Source organism: Bryobacter aggregatus MPL3, assembly GCF_000702445.1.
GTDB lineage: Bacteria > Acidobacteriota > Terriglobia > Bryobacterales > Bryobacteraceae > Bryobacter > Bryobacter aggregatus.
The window spans coordinates 527497-549892 of record NZ_JNIF01000003.1 but is presented as its reverse complement, the minus strand read 5'-3'; the positions used below and the strand labels follow the sequence as shown (position 1 = coordinate 549892).

Below are 22396 nucleotides of genomic sequence, written 5' to 3'. Positions count from 1 at the left end.
ATAATAGGAGCTTGGACCTTGAAAAGACGCTGCTCCGCAAAGTCGGAGAAGCGGTTACGAAATTCAAAATGATTCGTGAAGGGGATCGTGTGGCTGTCGGAGTTTCCGGCGGCAAAGACTCCGTTACCCTTCTCGAAGCGCTGCTGTTATTGCAACGGCGCGCACCCATTTCCTTCAAGGTCTGTGCTTTTACGATTGAACAGGGCAAATTCCTTGCCCCGATTCGACCCTATGGTGAGTGGCTGCTTTCGCGCGGCGTCGAGTGGCATCATTTTGAAGATCCGCCCAGCCTGCGATTGTTGGAAGACGAGCCGGATCATGGCTGCGATCTCTGTTCGAGATTTCGCCGCCGTGCCGTCTATGAGGTTTGTAAGGATCTCGGCGTGAATGTGATCGCCCTCGGTCACACGGCGGACGACTTCTGCGAATCCTTCCTGCGCAATGCCCTGTTTACGGGCGCACTGAGTTCTCTGCCGCCGGTCACCTACTCGAAAAACAAGGACTTCCGGCTGATCCGGCCGCTGGTCTATGTTCCCGAGTCGTTGACAACCGAGTTCGCGCGCGGTTTGGGTTGTCCGGTGATTCCCTGCGGTTGCTCGCAGAAGACTGGAACCGTTCGCCGCAGTGTTCGTGATTTTCTGGCCGAGATGGAACAAGATCATCCCCGTTTGAAGGACTCCCTGTTGAGTGCTCTCGGGAACATCAAGCCCCAACGCCTGCTCGACAGCCGCTACCTGGACCCCGATCAAGATGACGAAGAGTTGGAGCCTGCCGGCGCCAGCCCCTTTCGGATTTTTACGGAATCGTAACTGAGTTGTAATGGAATGGCAATCCTGGTGATGAGAGACTGAGATTCGGGTTATGCGGCTCCTTCCACGCGAAGAGAAATTTTTCGATCAATTTGAGGCGCAAGCCAGTTTGATCCTTAAGGCGTCCTCGGTACTAGCCGAGGCCTGCCGCAAGGGTCCGGAGGCATTGCCTCAAGCGGCAATGCGTATCGACGAGCTGGAACGTCAAGGCGACACGATTGTGCGTGAGATCTTCACGCGCTTGAACCAGACCTTTATTACCCCCCTCGATCCCGAGGATATCCATCAGCTTGGCTCGCATCTGGACGACTGTCTCGACCTGCTTGAGGACACCGTGCACTGCCTGGACGCTTATGAGATTGCTCCCATCCCGCCTGAGGTGCAGGAGCTCTGCGATCTGACCGAGAAGTGCGCGACGTCACTTGCGGCCGCCTTTGGCGCCTTGAGCAAGGACAAACCGATCATCGAGTTTTGCCGCCAGGTGGATGCTCTCGAAGAACAGGCTGACCATGTGCACCGCCGCGCCGTTGCCGCCTTGTTCAAAACCACGGATGCGATTCGCGTGATGAAACTCAAAGAGATTCTGGACCTCCTCGAGTCCACGACCGATGCCTGTGAGGACGTTGCCGATGTCTTGCAGACTGTTGTGGTCAAGAACAGCTAGCGCCTCAAAAGCATTATGTCTGAGACGCTGATTCTAGTCCTCCTCATCGTGTTTGTCGCGCTGGCCTTTGATTACATCAACGGCTTTCACGACGCAGCGAACTCGGTTGCGACTATCGTCGCGACTCGTGTGCTAACCCCCTTCCAGGCTGTTGTCTGGGCTGCTTTTTTCAATTTTGCTGCGGCTGTACCGCTTTTCCTCACCGGGGAGGCTGGGGTCGCCAAGACCGTGGGCTCGGGGATGGTGGAGCTGAAGTATGTGACACCGCTGGTGATCCTGGCGGGTTTGCTAGGCGCGATCGCCTGGGATCTCATCACCTGGTGGTTTGGGCTTCCCACCAGTTCTTCGCACGCCTTGATTGGTGGTTATGCGGGAGCAGCGATTGCCCGCGTCGCATTTGACGAGGGGTTGTCCAACATCTTCCATGCCATTGTGATCCAAGGCTGGGTGAAGACGCTGTTCTTTATCGTGCTGGCGCCCATGCTGGGTATGGCGCTGGCTTATCTGCTGATGATCATCGTCTACTGGGGCTTCCGGAATGCGACTCCCCGGCGCATGGATCGCTGGTTCCGCCACTTGCAACTGCTCTCGGCGGCGCTGTTCAGCTATTCGCATGGCGCCAATGACGCGCAGAAGACCATGGGCATCATCGCTGGCGTTCTGGTGGCTGCCGGGTATCTTGAGGAGTTCCGAGTCGATTGGTGGGTGATTCTGTCGGCGCACGCCGCCATCGCGCTGGGCACGATGACGGGTGGCTGGCGCATCGTGAAGACGATGGGCGCACGCCTGACCCGCTTGAAGCCGCGCGGCGGCTTTTGTGCCGAAACCGCCGGTGCGCTGGCGATTCTGTTTCCAACCTATCTGGGCATTCCCGTCTCCACCACTCACGTCATTTCGGGCGCGATTGCCGGGGTGGGCGCGATCCGGCGTCCGAAGGCGGTGCGCTGGGGACTGGCAACCAACATCCTGTGGGCCTGGCTGTTGACCTTACCGGCCGCAGCGCTCGTTGCAGCCATCTGCATGACCCTCATCCGGGTGTTTGTCGGACACTTCTAATCGGCACCGCGCGTGGGACGGACCATGATCTCGTTCTCCCGTCGATGTCTTCCGGCTGTGGCATCGGCCACTCCTGACCGAGCCCTTCTGAGATTGCGCTCACTGCAAATTTCGTGGCGCGATAGACTGCTGACGATGGAAGAGATATTGATGACGTCTCCCTTCATCTGTGGCATGAATTGAGCATGATGTTGAGACTGCCGTAATTTCCCGGGTGCATCGCTGTTCGATCTGGCGATGCACCCGGCGGAGGCGAAAACTTTGCTTAGGAGTGGCGGGCGCAGACTTCGCGTAGTTTCTTGAAGAGCGGAGGAGTCGCGATGGAGGCATCTTCCTTCTCTTCGTACTCCAGCGCCAGATAGCCGCGGTAGTTATTTGCGGTGAGCATCTTGGCGACGCGGTCCCAGTCGGAGGGCGCGGGGCCGTTCTCGTCCTTGATCATCGCCTTCACCTGTACATTCACCGCATAGGGGGCGATGGTTTCGATCTGTTCGTAGATGCGCGTCGGGAAGTTGGCCGTATCGAGATTGACGCCCACCCAGGGGCTGTTCACCTTCTTCACGATCTTGACGATAGTGTCGGCTCGATCGGTGACGCCGTGGTGATTCTCAAGCCCTAAAATGACGCCGTGCTTGCCAGCGTAGTCGGCGGCAGGCAGGAGTGTTTCTGCCACCCAGCCTGCGGCTTCGTCTTCGGTCGAATTCTTCGGGATCGGGCCGCCAAAGACACGGATGTGCCCGGCGCCCAACTTCTCTGCCACGTCCACCCACTTCTTGATGTCGGCAATCATCTTGTCGCGTTCGGGTCCGGCGGGCCGGGTCAACTCGGTGCGAATCGAAATCGAATAGATCTCGATTCCGGCCTTGTAAGCCGCCCGCTTGAGCGGCATCAGGAAGCTGTCTTCCGTGTTCGGGAACCAGTAGACCGTCAGATCGACGCCATCAAGGTCGTTGTCGGCCGCTATGCCGATCAGGTCTTCGTACTTCAAGGTGCCCTTCTGCAGATCCTGACGGAAGGAGTAGGCGCACAGCGCCGGGCGAAGCCGGGGCTTCGCCTTAGCGCTGAGTGCAAGAGGTACGGTTGCGAGGAGCGAACGTCTGGTGAGCATTTTAGAAGACCTTTGAGGTGATCGCGCCTTCGCTGGCGGAACCGACCGTTTTGATGTACTTCGCGAAGACACCGGTTTTGTATTTGGGCTCAGGAGCGGTCCACTTCGCCTTGCGGGCGGCAAGCGTTGCTTCCTCCACTTCGAGGTCAATGGTGCACTTCTCGATGTCGATGTTGATCATATCGCCGTTTTCGACAAAGGCGATGGGACCGCCGTCGACTGCTTCTGGCGAGACGTGGCCCACCATGAAGCCGCGCGTCGCGCCGCTGAAGCGTCCGTCGGTGAGCAGTGCGGTGGTGTCGCCGAGACCGGCGCCCATGATCGCGCCGGTGACGCCGAGCATCTCACGCATGCCGGGGCCGCCCTTGGGGCCTTCATAACGAATGACGACGACGTCGCCGTGCTGGATCTGGCCGCTGGTGACTGCCTTCATCGCGTCTTCTTCGCGCTCGAAGACCTTCGCCGGGCCACGTTGGCCCTTGCGCTCAATTCCGGTGACCTTGATGACGCAGCCTTCGGGAGACAGCGAACCGCGCAGAATGACGAGGCCGCCCGACTTCTTGATCGGGTTGCTGACGGGTTGGATGACTTCCTGGCCGGGCGTGGGCACGGCGGCGCTCGCTTCTTCGCCAAAGGTCTTGCCGGTGACGGTCATCGCGCTGCCGTCGACGAAGCCGCCTTCGAGCAGGAACTTTGCGACGACCGGGATGCCGCCTGCGGTATGCACATCGGCGGCGGTGAAGCGGCCGGCGGGCTTCAGATTGCTGAGCAACGGGGTGCGTGCGCTGATTGCGTGGATCTCGTCGATCTTCAAGGGGACTTCCGCCTCCTGGGCCATGGCCAGCAGGTGGAGCACGGCGTTGGTGGAGCCGCCGGTGGCCGCGACGCTGGCAATCGCATTGTCGAAGGCGGTGCGGGTACAGATGTCGCGGGGCTTCAAGTCGCGCTTGACGGCGTCGACAATGATGCGGCCACAACGGCGGGCCACTTCATCCTTGTCGGGGTCCACCTGCGGCGTGCTGCCGGTGTACATCGGCGCGAGGCCGATCAGTTCCATGACGGTCGCCATGGTGTTGGCGGTGAACTGGCCGCCACAAGCACCAGCACCCGGACAGGCCTTGTTTTCGATGTCGAGCAGCTCTTCGTCGCTGATTTTGCCGGCGGCGTTGGCGCCGACTGCCTCAAAGACGTCCTGGAGCGTGATGTCGATGCCGTTGCGCTTGCCGGGCATGATGGTGCCGCCGTACATGATGACGCCGGGGACGTTCAGCCGCAGCAGGGCCATGGCCGCGCCGGGGATGGTCTTGTCGCAGGCCACCAGGGCGATGATGCCGTCGAACATGTAGCCGCGCGCGCAAAGCTCGATCGAGTCAGCGATGAGATCGCGGCTGACCAGGCTGGCCTTCATTCCCTCAGTGCCCATCGTGACGCCGTCGCTGATGGCAACGGTGTTGAACTCCATCGGCGTGCCGCCCGCGGCGCGGATGCCTTCCTTGACCTTGGCGGCGAGCTCACGCAGGTTATAGTTGCAGGGCATCGTCTCGATCCAGGTGTTTGCGATGCCGATAATCGGCTTGCGCAAATCCTCATCCGTAAAGCCGATTGCCTTCAACATGGAACGCGCAGGTGCGCGATCGCGGCCTTGCGTGATGGTATAGCTCTTGAGGTTCATAAACATCTCATCCTATCAATCGGGGGGCCTGCGCCTACGTGCGAGAATGAGAGTTTCCCCAAAGAAACATGAGAATTCTGGCTATCCATGCTCACCCCGATGACATTGAAATCCTTGCCGGAGGCGCGTTTGCGCTGTTAGCCCGTGCGGGTGTTTCCCTTACTTTTTGCACCATGACGCCTGGCGATTGCGGTTCTGCTGAGATGGGACCCGAAGAAATTGCCGCCCTGCGCCGCGTGGAAGCGGCAACTGCGGCCATGATGCTGGGAGCCGATTATATCTGCGCCGAATACCGCGACATGCGTGTTTTTAATGACGAGGCCGGGCGGGAGAAGATGACGCAGTTGCTGCGCCGCGTGCGGCCCGATATTGTCATCACGGCGAACACGCCCGATTATCACTGCGACCACGAAGCGACGCATCTGCTGGTGCGCGATGCGTGCTTTGGCGCCAGTACCCCGAACTATGTTCCGGGCGAGCACCCGGCACTGGACCACATTCCCCATCTCTATTTCATGGATTCCACCAGCGGCATCGATCGCGATGGCAACACCCTGCGTCCGGAGTTCCTGGTAGATGTCGCCGAGACCATCGAGATGAAGGCTGCGCTGATTGGCTGCCATGAATCGCAGCGAGCCTGGTTGAAGAAACAGCATGGGCTCGACGACTATGTGGACAGCAGCATTCGCTGGACCGCAGGACGTGGCGCCCTGGCGGGCCTTGCCTATGCGGAAGGCTTCCGTCAGTATCATGGTCATCCTTATCCGCAAACCCCATTGCTTCAGGAAATGTTTGAGCGTCTCACGACCGTAGTTAACTTATGAGCCACCACCATCCCGAAAAACGTACCGTCCTGACCAAGCGCGTCGACGAGTGCGACAGCCTGCATGATGTCTTCCTCAGTTGCCTGCCTGCTTTTGGCGGCGCTTTTCTGCGGCGTGTGTATACGATTCTCGACACCGCAATTGGCATGGGCTGCCCGTTCACGCTTTCGATTGCCGGGCCGATCACGGTGAGTGGTCAGCACCAGACCTGGCTCCAGCCGCTGCTGGAGACCGGGTGGATTGCCTATTTGTCCACAACAGATGCGGTCTGTTACCACGATGGTCATCGCAGCTTGAACGGGCACAAGAATCCGGTGCATGAGGTGCCGATTTTTGGCGACGATGCGGCTTTACGCGATGACAAGACGATTCGCGTGACAGACATGGCCTTTGATGAGGACGTGCTGTTTGATCAGGATCGCTTCCTGACCGCGATGTTGCAGCGCCCTGAGTTCCAACGGAAGATGACGGGCACGGAGATGCGTAACATCCTGGGCCGCTTCTATGCAGCGCAGGAGCAGGCGAATGGGGCGAGCGAAGGTCTGCTGGCCACTTGTGAACGGTTGGCGATTCCGATTTTTGTGGGCGCTCCGGGCGACGGCAGCGTCTTCTTGAATTCTATGAAGCTTTGGGCCATGAAGCAGGCCGGGCTGATTGAGGATTACAACTTCGATCTCGATCTCCATGCCGAAGTCTTTGAGGCTTGCGCCTATCACTACTGGGGCATTTTCCAGAATCCGGTGGGAGCACTGGCGACCCTGATTCTCGGCGGCGGCGTGCCGAAAAATTACAACCTGCAGCCGGAGCCGGCGCTGGGTCAGATCCTCGGCCTGCCGAATGTACGTGGCTACAATTTCGATGTCCAGATCGTCACCGCGCCGGTGACCGACGGGTCGCTGTCGAGCTGTTTCCCAGCCGAGGCCGTCACCTGGGGCAAGGTCGATAAGGACACTTATACCGAGGCGACGGAGAGCCTGCAGTGCGACTATTCGCTTGTCATGCCCTTTATCGTGAAGGCGCTGCTCGACAACCGCGCCTACTATGCGAAGAAGGCCGAGGAAGTGGGCGAAGAGCATCTCTTTGCGCACAACCCGAAAGCGCGCGGCTATCTGCGGCCGAAGACGGGCTATCGTCTGTTTGAAAAGCGCGAAGAGATTGTGAAGTCTTTGCGCGAGGCCGTCCAGTTGAACCACGAGTGGCTGCGGGAAGGCCTCGATTATCCGTTAGCGCTGCGGTAGGAGTTCCGATTCCATCGTGGCGCCGCCCATCTGCGGCATCACCGTGGTGGTCTTGACCGGTTGCCGCGTGTCTTTGGCGATCCAGATCGTCATCTTGTCCGGACGGCCCTCGGCTGAGATTACTTCCACCCGGTAACAATCAAAGCTCCCGGCTGGAACCGTTACTTTTTCGGTTCCAGCCACCTTCAGTTGCAGCAGCTTTGCTTTTTGGCCGGTGAGGTCAAAGTTGCGGTAAACGAGAGTGTAGCCTTCGGCAAGGGGCAGGGCGCCGATGGATTGCTGGGCCCCGGCGGCATCGGCAAAGAGCGGGCCTCCAATGTCGCCATCGATTGGACGCTCCTCGTTGTTGATCACGATTTTGCCCTTGACCTTGTTGCCGTCATAGATCATCTCGATGTTCGCCGGGCCTTGCTGGATGTTGCGCTTCTTGACGTAGAGCGTGGCCTTGTCGAGGGTGGCTGCGTCTGACACCTTGCCCATGGGCGTTTCCATCAGGTCCGTGGCCACCCAGTTGCCGTCTTCTTCCTGGATTGTGCTGGTGAGCTTGATGGCCACCTGCTGCCCGCCGAAGCTGAGCTTGCCCTGGTAATGGTAGACGCCAGGGGTGAGCGCTGTGGGCGTCGCGGGTTTGACTTCGCTGGCATCCGCTTTCTTGGTGAGGGTGACGGTTTTCGGGTCGACTGTGATCTCCTGCAATCGCTTTTCAACCTCGGGCGTGCCACCTTCCTGATAGCGGCCGTCGAGCTGTTTGGCGAGGAATTTTTCAATCGCCATGAACATCGCCATGTTGTTGACCGGGCGCTGGAAGCCGTGCCCTTCGTCGGGAGCGAGCAGGTATTCGACCGGGGACTTGTGATCGCGCAAGGCGACGACGATCTGTTCTGCCTCGGCCTTATTGACACGCGGGTCGTTGGCGCCTTGCACCACCATCAGCGGGGTCTTGATCTTGTCGGCGGCATTCAGCGGCGAGCGCGCTTTGAGCCAGGCCTTGCCTTCCGGAGTGGCCGGGTCGGCCATGCGCGAGAACATGATCTTCTTGCCGGCTTCCCAATAGGGCGGAATCGCGTCGAGCAGTGTGATGAGGTTCGAGGGGCCGACGATGTCGACACCGGCGCGGTAGAGGTCTGGGGTGAAGGCGACGCCGGCGAGCACGGCGTATCCGCCATAGGAGCCGCCGAGGATGCCGACGCGCTTGGGGTCAGCCGTACCTTGGGCGATCAGATGCTTGACGCCCCAGGTGATGTCGTCCTGCATCTTGCGGCCCCATTCGCCATTGCCGGCATTGAGGAACTTCTTGCCATAGCCGGTGGAGCCGCGGAAGTTGGGTGACAGCACCGCGTAGCCGCGATTGGCAAAGAACTGGGCCATCGAATTGAAGCCCCAGCTATCGCGGGCCCAGGGGCCGCCATGGGGCACAACGAGGACAGGCAGTCCTTTGGCGGAGAGGCCTTTCGGGAGCGTCAGATAAGCCGGGATCTCCAGACCGTCGCTCGACTTGTAGCGAATGGGGGTCATCGGGGAGAGGGACGTGCGGGGGATGCTGTCGCGGAGTTTGTATTGCAGCGTCGTCTTTTTCGTCTTGCGATCAAAGAGATAGGTTGCGCCAGGTTCCGTGTCGCCGGTGGTGCTGATGAGCCAGACTTGCTCATCGCGCGAGTGGGAGCCGAAGCCGATTTCAAGGCCGGGGAAGCGGGCTTGCAACAGTTTGTAGTCAGCCTCGAGTGTCTTGTCCTTGAAGTAGCGGCGGACCTTCTCGTCGTTATAGATGGTGAGGGTGAGTTCGTCGGTGACATCGGAGAAACGGGCCTGGCCGAAGTCCACGCGCTTGAGCGGATCGGATTCGACGGATTCCTCCTTCAGCGTGACCGGATCGAAGAGGATCAGCTCGCTGAGGTCGCGCGAGCCCTTGTTCGTTTCCAGATAGACCCGCTTGTTGTCCTTATGGAAGCGAACCGGGCCACAGGATTCAAACACATCGCAACTATAGATCTTGGTGAAGGCCTCGGGGTCGACGCGCAGGATCTGCTGTTCCCCGGAATTTGTGACCTGCATGACGAGGCGAAGCTGGCCTTGCTCATCGAAGTTCCAGGAGGCGATCTTGTCGGTGTTCTTGCGGAGCAGCGTCTTTTCGCCTGTCGAGAGTTTCAGCCGGTACAGATCGTGCCAGGCCTTGTCGCGGTCGTTGAGGCCGATGTAGATGGTGTCGGGATCTTTCTTGGGCACCGAATAGATCTGGATCTGGATGCCTTTGAGGCCAGTGAGATCGCGGGCGATGGGGGCATCAAAGCCGAAGGTGGGTATGCCCTTGGGGTCGACGGCGAAGACGTTGAAGTTCTCGTCGCCATCGTTGTCCTTGACGAAGAGAATGTACTTCGAGTCGGCGCTCCAAAAGAAGCCACTGATTGGCCGCTTGGTCTCCTGGGTGAGCAACCGTGCCGCCGAGAAGGGTTCGTTTGTTTCCTTCACCCAGATGTTGCGGGTGTTTTTGTACGGCTTCTGGAAGGCGATGAAGTTGCCGTCGGGCGAAAGCTGCGCTCCGGCGATTTCGGGATTGCCGAAAAGAAGTTCGCGATCAATGAGCGGCGGCAGCCCCTGCGGTAGCAAGGGAAGCGCCACAAGTGCGGAGAGCAGCGTGAGTTTGAAAAGGTGCATGAGAGAAGTTCTCTTCTCTCAGAGTACGGAAAAGCGCTAGCGAAGTTCAAAGCCCGCAGAGCGGATGGCGGCAATGAGCGCGTCGCGTTCTGCAGTGATTTCTTCCTGGGTGAGGGTGCGTTCTTTGTTGGCGACTGTCACGCGGAAGGAGAGGCTGCGCTTCTGGTCGGGCAAGGTGAAGTCGCGAACGAAGGCAATCTGCTCCACAGCCGTGCTGGCGGCGCTCCGCAGAACGCTCTCGACGGCATTGGCGTAGACACGCGGCGCGGTGAGCACGCTGAGATCGAACTCGCTGGCTGGGAAGCGGCGGATGGGCGCATAGCGGACCGGCTTGGCCAGCAGGGGCGCGAGCGTGTCGAGATTGAGATTGAGCACGGCGGCGCGGCCTTCCACCCAGTTTGGATGGAACTCAAAGATGCGGCCGATTGGGACGCCATCGAGGAAGACAATCGCCACACGCTGCGGATGCTCGTAGGCGTGGACTTCTGTGGTCGGCTCAAAGCTCGCTTGCGGGGCGATGGCGCGGACCAGATTCTGGATCTCCTGGAGCGCGCCTTCGTTCTGGTAAACCCCAGCGACCAGGTGCGGGACCTCGGATGGAAGCCCGGAGGGCTGCTTGTGGATCTCCTTGCCGATCTCAAAGAAGCGGAAGGCGTCGAAGTGCTTGCGGTTGTCCTCAAAGTTCTTGAGGACGCCGTGCAGCAGCGTCGTGCGCATCAGGCTCTGGTCGGAGGCGATGGGGTTCAACACACGCACATGCGATGCGAGTGGCACGCCGAGACGGCTGGCCTGCGCTTCGCTGATAAACGAGTAGTTGTAGATTTCGTGATAGCCGTGCTGGGTGGCGACGTTGCGCAAACGGTTGAAGTAGCGGCGCTCCTCATTGACCGGAGGAGGCACGACGGGCATGGCCGGGGCAACCGGCGTGATGGTGGCATAGCCCACGGTGCGGCCGATTTCTTCGACGAGATCGTCCGGTATCGAGACGTCCTTGGTCGCGCGCCAACTGGGGACAGTAACCAGCAGCGTGTCGCCCCGGTCTTCCACCAGGAAGGCGAGGCGGGTGAGGATGCCAATCACCTCGGGCTTGGCGATCTCGCGGCCCAGCTTACGGGTGAGCCAGGGCAGGGAAAGGGTGATGACCGGCAACGGCTTGGCCACTGCGGCGACGTCGGTGGGGCCGCCTACGGCACGGATGCCAGGGCTGACCAGCTCAAAGAGTTCCGCGCCGCGAGCAATGGCGCGCAGCGTGTTGACGGGGTCCTGCGCCTTCTCAAAGCGCATGGAGGCGTCGGTGCGCAGCTTCAGGCGGGAGCTTGTCTTGCGCACGGCCGAGGCGTTGAAATTTGCCGCCTCCAGGATGATGCGCTTGGTGTCCGGGCCGATGGAGCTGGCCTTGCCGCCAATGACGCCGGCGATGCCGATGGCGCCCTGTTCGTCGGCAATGACGAGGTCTTCGGCGGTGAGGGTATACTCTTCGCCGTTCAGCGCGAGCATTGTTTCGCCGTCGGTGGCGCGGCGGACGATGATCTTGCCGTGGATCTTATCGGCGTCGTAGGCGTGGGTGGGCTGCGGCAGCTCGGCGAGCAGCCAGTTGGTGACGTCGACGATGTTGCTGATCGAGTTCAGCCCGATCGATTGCAGGCGGTACTGCAGCCAGTAGGGCGAGTCCGTGACGCTGACGTTTTCAAAGAGCTGGGCCGAGAAACGGGGGCAGAGATGGGAGTCAAGCACTTCGACCGCAACCTGCGGGTCGCCCTCGGGCAACAGTTCTAAGCTGACCGGGTCGACCAGCGGCTTGTCGAGGATGGCGGCCAGTTCGCGCGCCATGCCGTAGTGGCCCCAGAGGTCGGGGCGATGGGTGAGGCTCTTGTTGTCGATCTCGATGATCGCGTCGGGGGCGAGCGCGAAGTCTTCGCTCAGTTCGATGATGCCGTCGTGGTCGCCGTTGATGCCGAGTTCGGCGGGGCTGGCGAGCATGCCGTCGCTATCAACCCCACTGATGCGCTTGACACCAAGCGGGATGTAGATCGTGCGCAGGCCGGCGCGGCAATTCGGCGCGCCGCAGACGAGAGTCTTCTTGCCGTAGAGGGCGGTTTCGACTTCCGCTTTGACATTGTGGGCGTTGGGGATGCTCTCGACGCTAAGGACGGTGGCAGGGCAGGCGCCCTTCCACAGCGCGCCGTGCTCTTCGACGCCCTCGCTCTCTGCGGTGTGCAGGGTGATGCGGCGGGAAACTTCTTTCGCGTCGATGTCGAGATCTTCAACCAGCTCAGTGAGCCATTGGTAGGAGAACTTCAAGGTGGATGCTCCTAAAACTGTTTCAAGAAACGGAGGTCGCCCGATTGCAACCAACGGATGTCGTCAATCAGATAACGCATCATGACGAGGCGGGTGAGACCGAGGCCGAAGGCAAAGCCGCCGTATTGGTCGGGATCAATGCCGCCCGCGCGGAGAACATTCGGGTGCGTGAGGCCGCAGGGAAGCAGTTCGACCCAGCCAGAGTGTTTGCAGACCGGGCAACCGCTGCCGCCGCAGACCATGCACTGGATGTCGAGTTCAAAACCAGGTTCGACGAAGGGGAAGAAGCCAGGCCGCAACCTCACGGTGACGTCGCGCTTGAAGATGCCCGACAGCAGTGTCTTCATGAAGTAGAGGAGGTTGGCCACCGAGACATCCCGATCCACCATCATGCCTTCGAGCTGATAAAAGGTGTGTTCATGCGAGGGGTCGACTTCCTCATTGCGGAAGACGCGGCCGGGGGCGATCATGCGCAGCGGCGGGCCCAGGCGCTGCATGCCGCGGATCTGCACCGGCGAGGTGTGGGTGCGCAGCAGATGGCCGCCTTCGAGCCAGAAAGTGTCCTGCATGTCGCGCGCCGGGTGATCGGGCGGGATATTCAGCGCGTCGAAGTTGTAGAACTCGGTTTCGACTTCCGGCCCATCGAGGATCGCAAAGCCGAGCGAGAAAAACAGCGACTCGATTTCGTTCTGGATCTGGGTGAGCGGGTGCAGGCTGCCGGGCAGAATGCCGGTGGGAGGAATCGTCAGATCGAGCCATTCGTTCTGCAGACGCTCGTTGAGCGCCGCCGATTCAAAGGCGGTCTTCTTGATCTCGTAGGCTGCCTCGAGCGAAGTTTTCGCAGAATTCAGCGCCTTGCCAGCCGAAACACGGTCTTCGGCGGACAATTTTCCCATCAATTTTCCGAAATCTGCGAGGCTGCCTTTGCGGCCTAGAACCTCGACGCGGACGGTCTCGAGCGCCTCCGGGTTCTCTGCCGCGGCAATGCGCTCGATCGTTTTCGAGGCGAGTGCTTCGATTTCGGGGATCATGATGCGGGTTTGAAAATGGGGGTGTTCGAATCCATTTCAAAGGCCAGGTGGTTCAGGTAGAAATCCACTAGCGCCGGGGTGTACTTGTCCTTGAAATGATCGTAGGCCTGCTGCTGCCAACCCTCGGGCAGAAACTGCTTGGGGTCGGTTTCCTTAGCAAAAAAGCCATCTTCGTGCGGAATCTTGAAATAATCGAGCACGTCGATGATCAGTTTGAGCTGAGAGACGAGGATGGCCTGAGACAGTTCCAGGGCCAGTTCGTCTTCACCGGTTTTTAGCCTTTCCCACAGCCGGCCGGAATTGGTACGGAGGCTTTCGGTATTCAGTTTTGCAAGGTGGCAGCGCGTCTTGACCCGATCGTAGATCTGGTAGGTCCGGAGGGTGCCGAAGGATATGCCACGGAGTTGGGAGCGGAAAGAATCTTCTCCCAGCGCGACGAAGAGCTCATGTAACTTCATTTGAAGCGGGGTAAACCTTCAGTGTACGCGATAGAATGTAGGGTTTGGACAATCGCATATGGCAAATCTCATAGTTCTCGGCGCGCAATGGGGTGACGAGGGCAAAGGCAAAATCGTCGACCTCTTCAGTGAAAGCTTCGATCTGGTAGTCCGCTACCAGGGCGGGCACAATGCGGGGCACACCGTTTATATCGGTGAGAAGAAGTTCGTTTTGAAGCTCATCCCGAGCGGAATCCTGCGTCCGGGCGTGAAGGCGGTGATCGGCAACGGTGTCGTCATTGACCCGGCGGCGCTCATGGACGAGATCGGGCAGTTGGAAAGCGCTGGCATCGATGTCCGCTCGCAACTGCTGATTTCGAACCGCGCGCATGTGATCTTCCCGTTCCACCGGATGGTCGAGAAAGTGGGCGAGGCTCGTGAGGATCGTGTCGCCATCGGCACGACGTCGCGCGGCATCGGTCCCTGCTACGAGGACAAGATCGGGCGCCGTGGCATCCGCATGGCCGATCTGGTGTCGCCGCAGGGCTTCGAGCAGATGTATCGCATGCTGTGCGAAGACAAAATGACGCTGGCGACGGCCTTCCGGGTGTCCGAGGTCATCGACTTCAACAAGATTCTCGAGCAGTACCGCCAGTTCACCGAAAAGCTGCGCCCGATGGTCTGCGATTCGGCCAGCTACGTCAATCGCGCCATCCTCGACGGCAAGAAGGTGATGTTTGAGGGCGCACAAGGCACGATGCTCGACATCGACCATGGCACCTATCCCTTTGTCACCTCCTCCAATGCGAGCGCCGGCGGCGCCTGCACGGGCGCTGGCGTGCCGCCGACGCGGATTGACGGCATCATCGGCGTCTCGAAGGCCTACATCACGCGTGTGGGCGCCGGACCCTTCCCGAGCGAAATCCACGGTGAACAGGGCGACCAGATTCGTAAGGCTGGCAACGAATTCGGCAGCGTGACGGGCCGTCCGCGCCGTTGTGGCTGGTTCGACGTGCCGCTGCTGCGCTATACGGCGACGATCAATGGCTTTGACAGCATGATCATCACCAAGCTCGATGTGCTGGACGATCTGACCGAGATTCCGGTATGTGTCGGCTACGAGATCGACGGCAAGGCCATCACCGATATGCCGGCGACCAACGAGGAAGTCTCGAAGATCGTTCCGGTGTATGAGACCTTGCCAGGCTGGAAGAGCCCGACCAAGGGCATCACGGACCTGAACCAGATTCCAAAGGCCGCAATGGACTATCTGAAGTTCCTCGAGAAGCAGACAGGTGTTGAGGTGGGCTGCGTGTCCAATGGACCGGAGCGCAACGAGACGATCATTGTGCCGGGATCGAAGCTCGCCGCGCTGCTGGCCTAATTTAGAAGCGTCGCAGGAAGGCCTCAACGCCAGGTTGGCGTTGGGCCTTGTCGGCGATGCAAAGGTTGATGCCTTCGAGGGTCTGTTTCAGGATGGCGGGCGCTCCGGTAAACTTGCTGACGCGTGGCGTAAAGAAGTTGGCGAGTTGATCGCGGCTCTGTGCGTCGCAGAAGTTGCTTCCCACCTGAGGTAGGACCGAGCCAAAATCAAAACCGCCACCGGTGGGCATCAGCTTGACGATGGTGTTGAAGTTGGCCTGGAGGAATTCAAAGGGCAGATGGCGCGTCTCCGGGAAATTCGTGCCGTTAAAGAGCAGGAAGTTTCCTTCGAGAAAGGGGAGCTTGCCTGTGATCAGGGCGTCCATGCCGGCCCGGAGGGCGGTCGGATCGCGAAATCCACTCATCGCTCCGATCAAGCGGCTGCGATTCAGTTTGTCAGTGGTCTTGAGGAAGGCAGCGAGGAAACGATCGAAGAGGGCACGGTCCCCGTGGTAAGCCGCTGTGGTGAGTACAGTGCGCAGCAGATTGGGGTTGAGGGTGATCTCGCCGCTCAGCCAGCGGTCGGTGAGCGTTCTCGCTTCCCGGGCAAGGGTGGCGTCTTCTCCATAGGTGGCGGCGATGGAGAGCAAGATCGGCCGCAGGAGCGTGGTCTCGTCATCTTCCTTTGGGCGTGGGGTCCATCCCAGCGCGCGGGCTCTTGCTCCGAAGGACTGGTCCAGAAATCGCACGTAATTGGCGCGAAACTCGGGACGAATCCACTGCGAGGCTGGTGCCAGCGCGATGTCGATTGCCTTGGTGAGGACCTGCCGGTCGGGATCGGCGCGGAATTTTGCCACTAGCTCAAGCAGTGACCCCGTAGAGAATTTCCCGGCGCTCGCCAGGGCTTCGGCATTGCCCATCTCTTCGATTTTCTCGGCGGCGGTCAGATCGCCCGAGCGAAGATTATCCTTGAGTTCCGTGCGGTAATAACCCTTGCCGTCCGCGTTTGGGACCACCCAGGCGGGGCAGGACGTAGTGTTCAGTGTCCAGTCGGCACTGGGCTTGCTGAGGAGTGTGCATTCGCGCTGGGAGCCTCCATTCGATTCGTAGCGCACACAGACCGGGAAACTCCAGGTCTGATTCGTGGAACCTGTGGAACCCGTGGGCAGAAAGCGTTGCTGCTCGAGGTGGAGGCTGGCCTTGCCCGGCTCGCATTGCAGCGCGACGCGGAGCAGAGGAATGCCGGGTTGATTCAAAAAGGTGGAGAAGGCGGCCGTGATGTCCTTGTGAGTGGTGCTGCTGAGGACATCGAGAAGATCCGCGGCTGTGGTGGCTCGATTTGCATACTGGCTCAGGTAATTGTGGATCGATTGCTGGAAGACTCCCTCTCCAAGCCAAGCTTCAAACATCGCCAGGACTGCGCCACCCTTCTGATAGGAGATGCTGTCGAAGGCGTTGTTGATGTCATCTTTAACGCGGATGGGTTGCCGGATCTGCCGTGCGGAAATGAGGCTGTCCTGCGCGGCCACGCTGAGTTTTGCATCCACCTGGCTGAGTTGCGTTTTCCATGCGGGCTTCCAGTCGGCCAAATATTTATCTTCCATCCAGGTGGCGAAGGATTCGTTGAGCCAAATGTCATCCCACCAGGCGCTGGTGACCAGATCGCCAAACCACTGGTGGGCAAGTTCGTGGGCGGCGGTGCGGACATAGTTCCGCTGGCGGATGATGCTGTCCGCTTTGGGGTCGGCAAGCAGAATGTTCTGGGCGTAAGTGATCAGCCCCGGATTCTCCATGGCGCCAAACCCGGAGGTGTCGGGGATGGCTAATTGATCGGCTTTCTCGTAGGGATAGGGAATTCCAAAATACTTCTCGTGACGATTGATGATCTCGGCTGTGACCTCGGCTGCATATTTCGCTTCGTCTTTGTGGCCACGCGGAACCACAATCCGCACCGGAACTTGTTTCTCGCCGGCAAGACCTGCCGGAACATACTCAAAGTTGCCGACAGCAAAGGCAATGAGATAACTGGGCAATGGCGGCGTCGGGCGGAAGCGCAGAGTGCGCTGGTTGCCGGTGGTCTGGTCCGATTCCGGGTTCGTATTGCTGACTGCCGACAGGGAGGCGGGGAAGTGCAGCGTCAGTTGCCAGGGCGTTTTGTACTGCGGCTCATCGAAACAGGGAAATGCGCCCCGGGCGTCACTCGGCTCAAACTGCGTAAAGAGATACCAACTGCCGTTGTCGCGCTGGCGGAAGATACTCGAACTGGATTTCGATGAAATCAGCCCGGTGTAATGAATCTGGAGTTGGATCGTTCCGGCGGGTAGGGGGCGTGGGAAGCTGAAACCAACGAAATCTTCACCTCCCGGAATGACTTTGGCCGGGATGCTTTTTCCGGCGAGGATTACTACCGCTTTCTGAATGGAAAGGTGGTTCTGATGCAGCCACAGGGTGGAACGGGGCTCGGCCAGGGAGATCTCGATCTCGATGGAAGCTTCGAATTGCTCCCGCTCCGGGTTCAGGGTGAGTTCCGCCTGGTATCGCTGTGGAAAGGCTTTTTGCACTTCTCCAAGCCTGAGCTTCGGTGGCGCCGCATCCAAGGCAGTCAGAACCAGAAAGAGTAACGCCAGACGGATGCCCATGGATTCATCTTAGGGCCTGGGGACGAAGGGCGCCCCCAGATGAGGAGTCTTTAAGTTATCCTTCCATAGGCATGGAAACTGAAAGCGTCCACGCAGTTCTCGTGCGTCTGGTCCGCCATCCGTGGCGGGAAATCGTTCTCCGTTGGAACTGGAAATCGGCGGTCACCAGTGCATTGATTCGCGCGGTGATTTTTTTTGTGGCGAACTTATCGGCGGGGCGGGCGGCTGCGGTGGGAGCGATGGAAGCCGAGTTTCTCTGGCGCTTTGCCGTGGCGGGCTTTGTTGGCAGTATCATCCAGAGTTTACGGCGAGCGGAACCCTTATGGCAGGCGACCTTGATCACTGCCGTTGTCTTGCCGCTGTTGAATCACAGCATCGAGTTTCTGGTGCATTACACCCGTGGGACGCCAAAGTTGATGACCAGTATTCTGGCAAGTGTCTGCTTCACGGTGATCGCGATGTTATTCAATGCCTATGCGATGCGGCGTGGGGCGATGATTATCGGCAAAGAGGGGCGTCCCCTGTGGCGCGATCTACTCGATATGCCGCGCCTGATCTGGGGCTTTCTCCTTTGGATTCTTCGGATTCAGCGCTCCTCCCAGAGCTTGTGATAGCGGCCCATCCAGTAGGGAAGCAAGAAGATCGTTCCGTCGTCCTCTGACTGGCCTCCATCGCCGCCGTCGAGCACAAAAGGATTTCCATTCCACTTGATCACCTGTCGCTCATCGGGCGGAATCCACTGGGTGGTCTGTTTTTTATCGAAGCGGTCTAACTTTGCCTCGAGCGGTAGATCCTTGCGCCAACTGTTTTCGACAGTCCACGTGGTGAGGTCAAGCGGCAGGCGCTGGAGCGTGGCAATCGATTCCTGCCGGAGCGTTTTGTTTTCACCTCGGACGATCTCGTAAATTGTGTTCCAGAGCGGATTCTTTTCGCGACGGATATTCTCGAACCAATCGTCCAGTGCTCTGCGAATGGCTGTATTGTAAGTCGGATTCTTGCCATGGAGTAGGAGCGGGTAGAAGCTGAGCATGGCGAGTTCTTCATCGGAATAGTTGATTTCGACGCTCCGGGTCTTGAGTTCTCCTGCGATTTTGAGATAGCCGAGGTCCTCGGCGACCTTTTTCAACTCGCGATCATAACGGGCATCGCCCGTGACATGTCCGGCCGTGGTGAGAAAACTCAACAACTCGATGGCATTGAGTGGCGAATCGCTGCGGCCCTCGCCATTGAAATAGTCGGGGGACCACTTACCCCAACGAGTTGGCTTCCCATTGCGGTCAATGAGGTAGTAATGATTTTTGAGTATGAAATCAATCATCCGGCGGCAGGTGGCTTGTAGCTCACTGCGCAACGGACCGGGAGGGAGGAGATCCCAGCCAATGGAGAAGATGAGAAAGTGGCCGACAATCTCATCGGAACTGGTGTCGGACTTCCACTGGTATTTGCCGTCCGCGCTGGGATACCAGACACCGTCTTTCGGCTTCGGGTCTTCAGTTCTGACATAGGTGCGTGCCGGATAACCAGGCACGCCGGTAATCTTTTCAAGAAAGAGGATGGCGCGAATGGCTCTCTCCGCGCGGCGCAGTGCTTCGTTGCTACCTGTGCTTCGATACTCGAAGAGGTTGGCTGCGGCGTACATGGCGGTCCAGAGGCCGTCGTTGTCGCTGGATGTCGGTTTGCCCTTCGGGGAATCGGCGATGAAGCCATACCGATCGTGACGGCCCGCAATTCCTTGGTAGTGACGGGCCTTGGCTTCGAGTGTCTGATTCTCAAACCAAATCTCGCTATCGCCGCAACTGGTATGAACTCGAATTCTCCCTGGTTGCGGTTCCGAGATCTGATGTACTTGGTCGCAAGGCAGAAACCGTTTGCTGTGAAAAAGCCGGCCGTTCCGGGTCACTCCGCGCACTGCGATCTTCCAAACCGAGGAATCCGAGGCAAGAAAGTCTGCCTTGGTTGCAGGCACCACGTTTGCTTGTGGAAACTGTTGTACCCGAACTTGCGGAAACGACGGCAATTGGAGAACTGTAGCGCCCAATTGGAAAGAGACCAGCAAAAGATAGATTCTCAGCACATGATCAAGATACATTAAATTTCAAAGATTTCTAGCGAAGACTGTTGCCGTTGAGACACTTGCATCCAGCCTTGAGAAGACGAACAATAGAGAGAGTAGGTTTACTGGTCGTTGGTAAGCAACAAGGAAAAGATTAGGGATGAAGGTACTCATTGCCGATGACAGCCTAGTCAGTCGGCATATGTTGGAAGCCACTGTGAAGAAATGGGGTTACGAGCCAATCGTTGCTTGTGACGGAAAAGAGGCTTGGGATCTTCTTCAAAAAGAAGGCGCTCCGCAACTTGCGATTCTAGATTGGGTGATGCCTCTGCTCACCGGGCCGGAGGTGTGTAAACTCGTGCGCCAACAGCAGCGCGAGACCTACACCTATATGCTTCTGCTTACGAGCAAGAATCAGCGGGAAGACCTGATTGAAGGCATGGATGCCGGCGCCGACGACTATATTACTAAGCCCTTTAATCATCATGAGTTGCAGGTACGGTTGCGTGCGGGGAGACGCATTGTGGAACTCCAGGCGGAACTGCTTGAAACACAAGCAAAATTGCGCGACCAGGCAACCCACGATGCGCTGACAAAGGTTTATAACAGGCATTCTATTTTCGAGGTGCTCGAGCGGGAATTACGGCGCGGAGAGCGCGATCAAATGCCGATTGGTGTCGCCCTGCTCGATATTGATTTTTTTAAGTCGGTGAATGATACCTATGGGCATATTGCGGGAGATACCGTTTTAACCGAGGCTGCCAGACGCATTAAAGCTTCAATCCGGTCTTATGACTCGATTGGGCGCTATGGGGGTGAGGAGTTTCTCATTATCCTGCCGGGCTGTGATGAGGCCTGCACGCGGAGCCAGTCAGATCGCATTCGCCGTGCCTTGGCAAGCGAGCCGATGCCGATCTCTGAAGATGCGCATCCCGATACTTCGCTTGCCTTGACCGCAAGTTTTGGCAGCACGACTGCGCTCCCAGGGATCCGGGCAACCCCTGAATCCTTATTGCGCGTGGCGGATGAGTGTCTCTATGAGGCAAAGCGCGCCGGGCGCAACCGGATCGTATTTCGATCTCTGAGTAGTGAGGCTGGGGCTCCGGCGGGGGTTTAGTGTTGGCCGGCGTTTTGCGCAACGGTGAAGTGGCTGAGCGTTCCCGCATACTGGGAGAGGCCGCGGTAGATCGATTCCGCAATCTTCTGCCGGTACTCGGGTTTGCGCAGTAAGGCTTCTTCTTTCGGGTTACTCAAGAAGCCAATTTCACTCAGAACGCTTGGCATTTGTGCGCCAATTAAAACGATAAATGGGGCCTTGCGTACGCCGCGGTCTTTCGAGACAATCCCCGCTTTTGCGGAACCGGCTTGTAAAGAACTTTGTACTTTGCTGGCGAATTCGCGTGACTCATCGATCTTTTCTTTCAATGCAATCTTCTTGATCAGATCCCCAAGATCGGAGACGCCTCGTCCGCTGGATGCATTCTCACGCGCTGCGACTTCGAGCGCTTCCGGCGAGGAGGTGAAGTTCAGATAGTAAGTCTCGACGCCGGTGGCCGCCTTGGCGGGCGAAGAGTTGGCATGGATCGAGATAAACAGATCGGCATGGTTCTGGTTGGCAATGATGGGACGCTGGTCGAGAACGATAAAGGTATCGTCCTTGCGGGTGTAGATCACTTCGCTGCCTAGGCCATCTTCGATGAGGGTTCCCAGCCGCTTGGCCACGTCCAGGACGACATCTTTTTCAAGCAGACCGGTGATCCCGATACTGCCGACATCGTGGCCGCCATGGCCTGCATCGATCACCACTTTGCCGATCTTCAGTCCCAGCACCCGTGTCAGCGACTGCTTGCCAGAACTGGTGCGTGTGGCGGCGATGGCGGGTGAGATAGGGCGGGAGGCGGTTTTGGCCGGCATCGCACCCTTCAATTCGAGCGTCTGGATTCCGGTGACGCGATAGGGAAGCTGGGAGGTTTCGACGCGCGGGAGCCGAAAGGCGGCGGTGCTAAGCAACGGCGGATCGGGCATGCGGAAGCCACCCCGGTAAGGCGTTGCGACGTTCCGGGCCAGTACGGTTGGGACAGGAGGCGGGGCATCGGCCAGAGGATTGCGCAGGCCCGATTCTTTGTGCGCGCTGCGCAGCTCGACGACGAGCCGGTTGGGGTCCTTGGCCACGATGGTTCGATACTCGATATCAGAACGGAGGAGATCGAAGACCAGGCGGGTGACGCCTTTCTGATTCTCGGCCACACGGATCTGCTTCAGCAGCTTGTCGTTGGTCGAGACGGTCTGGATGGTGCGATCCGACTTTCCGGAAAGCATCGGAACCGTATCGCGGAAGTCAATGAAGACGCGGCTGGGGTTTTCGATGCGGTCGGATTTGATGTCAATGACCCCATTGACCGCGATCGTCACGCGGGTGAGCTGGTCAAGGCTGGCAATCTGAATTGCGGTGACGCTGCCAAGCTTGGATTTTGCCTTCTCCTGCGCATTCCCGGCCACGCAGAGGAGCAGCGCTGCAAGAGTTTGGATGGTAGCTTGGGTCCGCGGCAT

General features: G+C 58.9%; 17 protein-coding genes. 8 read left to right on the top strand and 9 right to left on the bottom strand.

Annotated elements, in window-relative coordinates; genetic code table 11:
- The first annotated feature begins 11 nt into the window (after positions 1-11).
- The 3 genes from M017_RS0102975 to M017_RS0102965 are packed head-to-tail and all read left to right on the top strand — an operon-like array spanning position 12 to position 2529.
- Positions 12-809 (top strand): tRNA 2-thiocytidine biosynthesis protein TtcA, encoded by a 798-nt coding sequence (locus M017_RS0102975; protein ID WP_051669458.1) that lies wholly within the window; start codon positions 12-14, stop codon positions 807-809.
- A 52-nt stretch (positions 810-861) separates the two neighbouring features.
- The gene (locus M017_RS0102970; protein WP_031495668.1) at positions 862-1473 is read left to right on the top strand and encodes a DUF47 domain-containing protein; all 612 of its coding nucleotides are present in this window, start codon (positions 862-864) and stop codon (positions 1471-1473) included.
- A gap of 15 nt (positions 1474-1488) precedes the next feature.
- A complete protein-coding gene (locus M017_RS0102965) occupies positions 1489-2529 on the top strand; it encodes an inorganic phosphate transporter (RefSeq protein ID WP_031495667.1) in 1041 nt (346 codons plus the stop codon).
- A 265-nt stretch (positions 2530-2794) separates the two neighbouring features.
- Here the strand turns inward: M017_RS0102965 and M017_RS0102960 are convergent, their stop codons facing one another.
- Together M017_RS0102960 and ilvD are read right to left on the bottom strand one after the other, a co-directional pair.
- Complete coding sequence (locus M017_RS0102960) at positions 2795-3637, bottom strand: sugar phosphate isomerase/epimerase family protein (protein ID WP_051669457.1); 843 nt, start codon at positions 3635-3637, stop codon at positions 2795-2797.
- Position 3638: 1 nt separating this feature from the next.
- Positions 3639-5315, bottom strand: coding sequence for a dihydroxy-acid dehydratase (ilvD, locus tag M017_RS0102955; RefSeq protein ID WP_031495663.1), 1677 nt, complete (start codon positions 5313-5315; stop codon positions 3639-3641).
- A 62-nt stretch (positions 5316-5377) separates the two neighbouring features.
- Between ilvD and M017_RS0102950 the strand changes: the two genes are divergently transcribed.
- A complete protein-coding gene (locus tag M017_RS0102950) occupies positions 5378-6133 on the top strand; it encodes a PIG-L deacetylase family protein (protein WP_031495661.1) in 756 nt (251 codons plus the stop codon).
- Positions 6130-7371: a deoxyhypusine synthase family protein gene (locus M017_RS0102945; RefSeq protein ID WP_051669456.1), complete on the top strand. Its 1242-nt coding sequence runs from the start codon at positions 6130-6132 to the stop codon at positions 7369-7371. Before M017_RS0102950 ends, M017_RS0102945 begins: the two co-directional genes overlap by 4 nt.
- On the opposite strand, the gene M017_RS26200 is transcribed toward M017_RS0102945, so the two are convergent.
- Genes M017_RS26200 through M017_RS0102925 form a run of 4 tightly spaced genes read right to left on the bottom strand, consistent with a single transcriptional unit; the run spans position 7357 to position 13813 of the window.
- Positions 7357-10023, bottom strand: a complete 2667-nt coding sequence (locus tag M017_RS26200; protein ID WP_080507468.1) for a S9 family peptidase — start codon at positions 10021-10023, stop codon at positions 7357-7359. The two genes, M017_RS0102945 and M017_RS26200, sit on opposite strands and share 15 nt — an antisense overlap.
- A gap of 36 nt (positions 10024-10059) precedes the next feature.
- Positions 10060-12324: a phenylalanine--tRNA ligase subunit beta gene (gene pheT / locus M017_RS0102935; RefSeq protein WP_031495657.1), complete on the bottom strand. Its 2265-nt coding sequence runs from the start codon at positions 12322-12324 to the stop codon at positions 10060-10062.
- Positions 12325-12335: 11 nt separating this feature from the next.
- On the bottom strand, positions 12336-13355 hold the full coding sequence (locus tag M017_RS0102930; protein WP_031495655.1) for a phenylalanine--tRNA ligase subunit alpha: 1020 nt from the start codon (positions 13353-13355) through the stop codon (positions 12336-12338).
- Positions 13352-13813: a hypothetical protein gene (locus M017_RS0102925; protein ID WP_031495653.1), complete on the bottom strand. Its 462-nt coding sequence runs from the start codon at positions 13811-13813 to the stop codon at positions 13352-13354. The genes M017_RS0102930 and M017_RS0102925 overlap by 4 nt, the downstream gene beginning before the upstream one ends.
- A 58-nt stretch (positions 13814-13871) precedes the next feature.
- On the opposite strand from M017_RS0102925, the gene M017_RS0102920 reads away from it, so the two are divergent.
- The gene (locus M017_RS0102920; protein ID WP_031495651.1) at positions 13872-15176 is read left to right on the top strand and encodes an adenylosuccinate synthase; all 1305 of its coding nucleotides are present in this window, start codon (positions 13872-13874) and stop codon (positions 15174-15176) included.
- Position 15177: 1 nt separating this feature from the next.
- On the opposite strand, the gene M017_RS0102915 is transcribed toward M017_RS0102920, so the two are convergent.
- On the bottom strand, positions 15178-17793 hold the full coding sequence (locus tag M017_RS0102915; RefSeq protein WP_051669455.1) for a M1 family metallopeptidase: 2616 nt from the start codon (positions 17791-17793) through the stop codon (positions 15178-15180).
- Positions 17794-17864: 71 nt separating this feature from the next.
- Between M017_RS0102915 and M017_RS0102910 the strand changes: the two genes are divergently transcribed.
- A complete protein-coding gene (locus M017_RS0102910; RefSeq protein ID WP_031495649.1) occupies positions 17865-18404 on the top strand; it encodes a hypothetical protein in 540 nt (179 codons plus the stop codon).
- On the opposite strand, the gene M017_RS0102905 is transcribed toward M017_RS0102910, so the two are convergent.
- Positions 18380-19867, bottom strand: a complete 1488-nt coding sequence (locus tag M017_RS0102905) for a hypothetical protein (protein WP_155121199.1) — start codon at positions 19865-19867, stop codon at positions 18380-18382. The genes M017_RS0102910 and M017_RS0102905 overlap by 25 nt on opposite strands.
- 139 nt (positions 19868-20006) lie before the next feature.
- Here M017_RS0102905 and M017_RS0102900 point away from each other — a divergent pair, with 139 nt between their 5' ends.
- Positions 20007-20963 carry a GGDEF domain-containing response regulator gene (locus tag M017_RS0102900; protein WP_031495646.1) on the top strand — a complete coding sequence of 319 codons (957 nt, stop codon included), beginning with the start codon at positions 20007-20009 and terminating at the stop codon, positions 20961-20963.
- Here the strand turns inward: M017_RS0102900 and M017_RS27335 are convergent.
- The gene (locus M017_RS27335) at positions 20960-22396 is read right to left on the bottom strand and encodes an N-acetylmuramoyl-L-alanine amidase (protein ID WP_051669454.1); all 1437 of its coding nucleotides are present in this window, start codon (positions 22394-22396) and stop codon (positions 20960-20962) included. The genes M017_RS0102900 and M017_RS27335 overlap by 4 nt on opposite strands.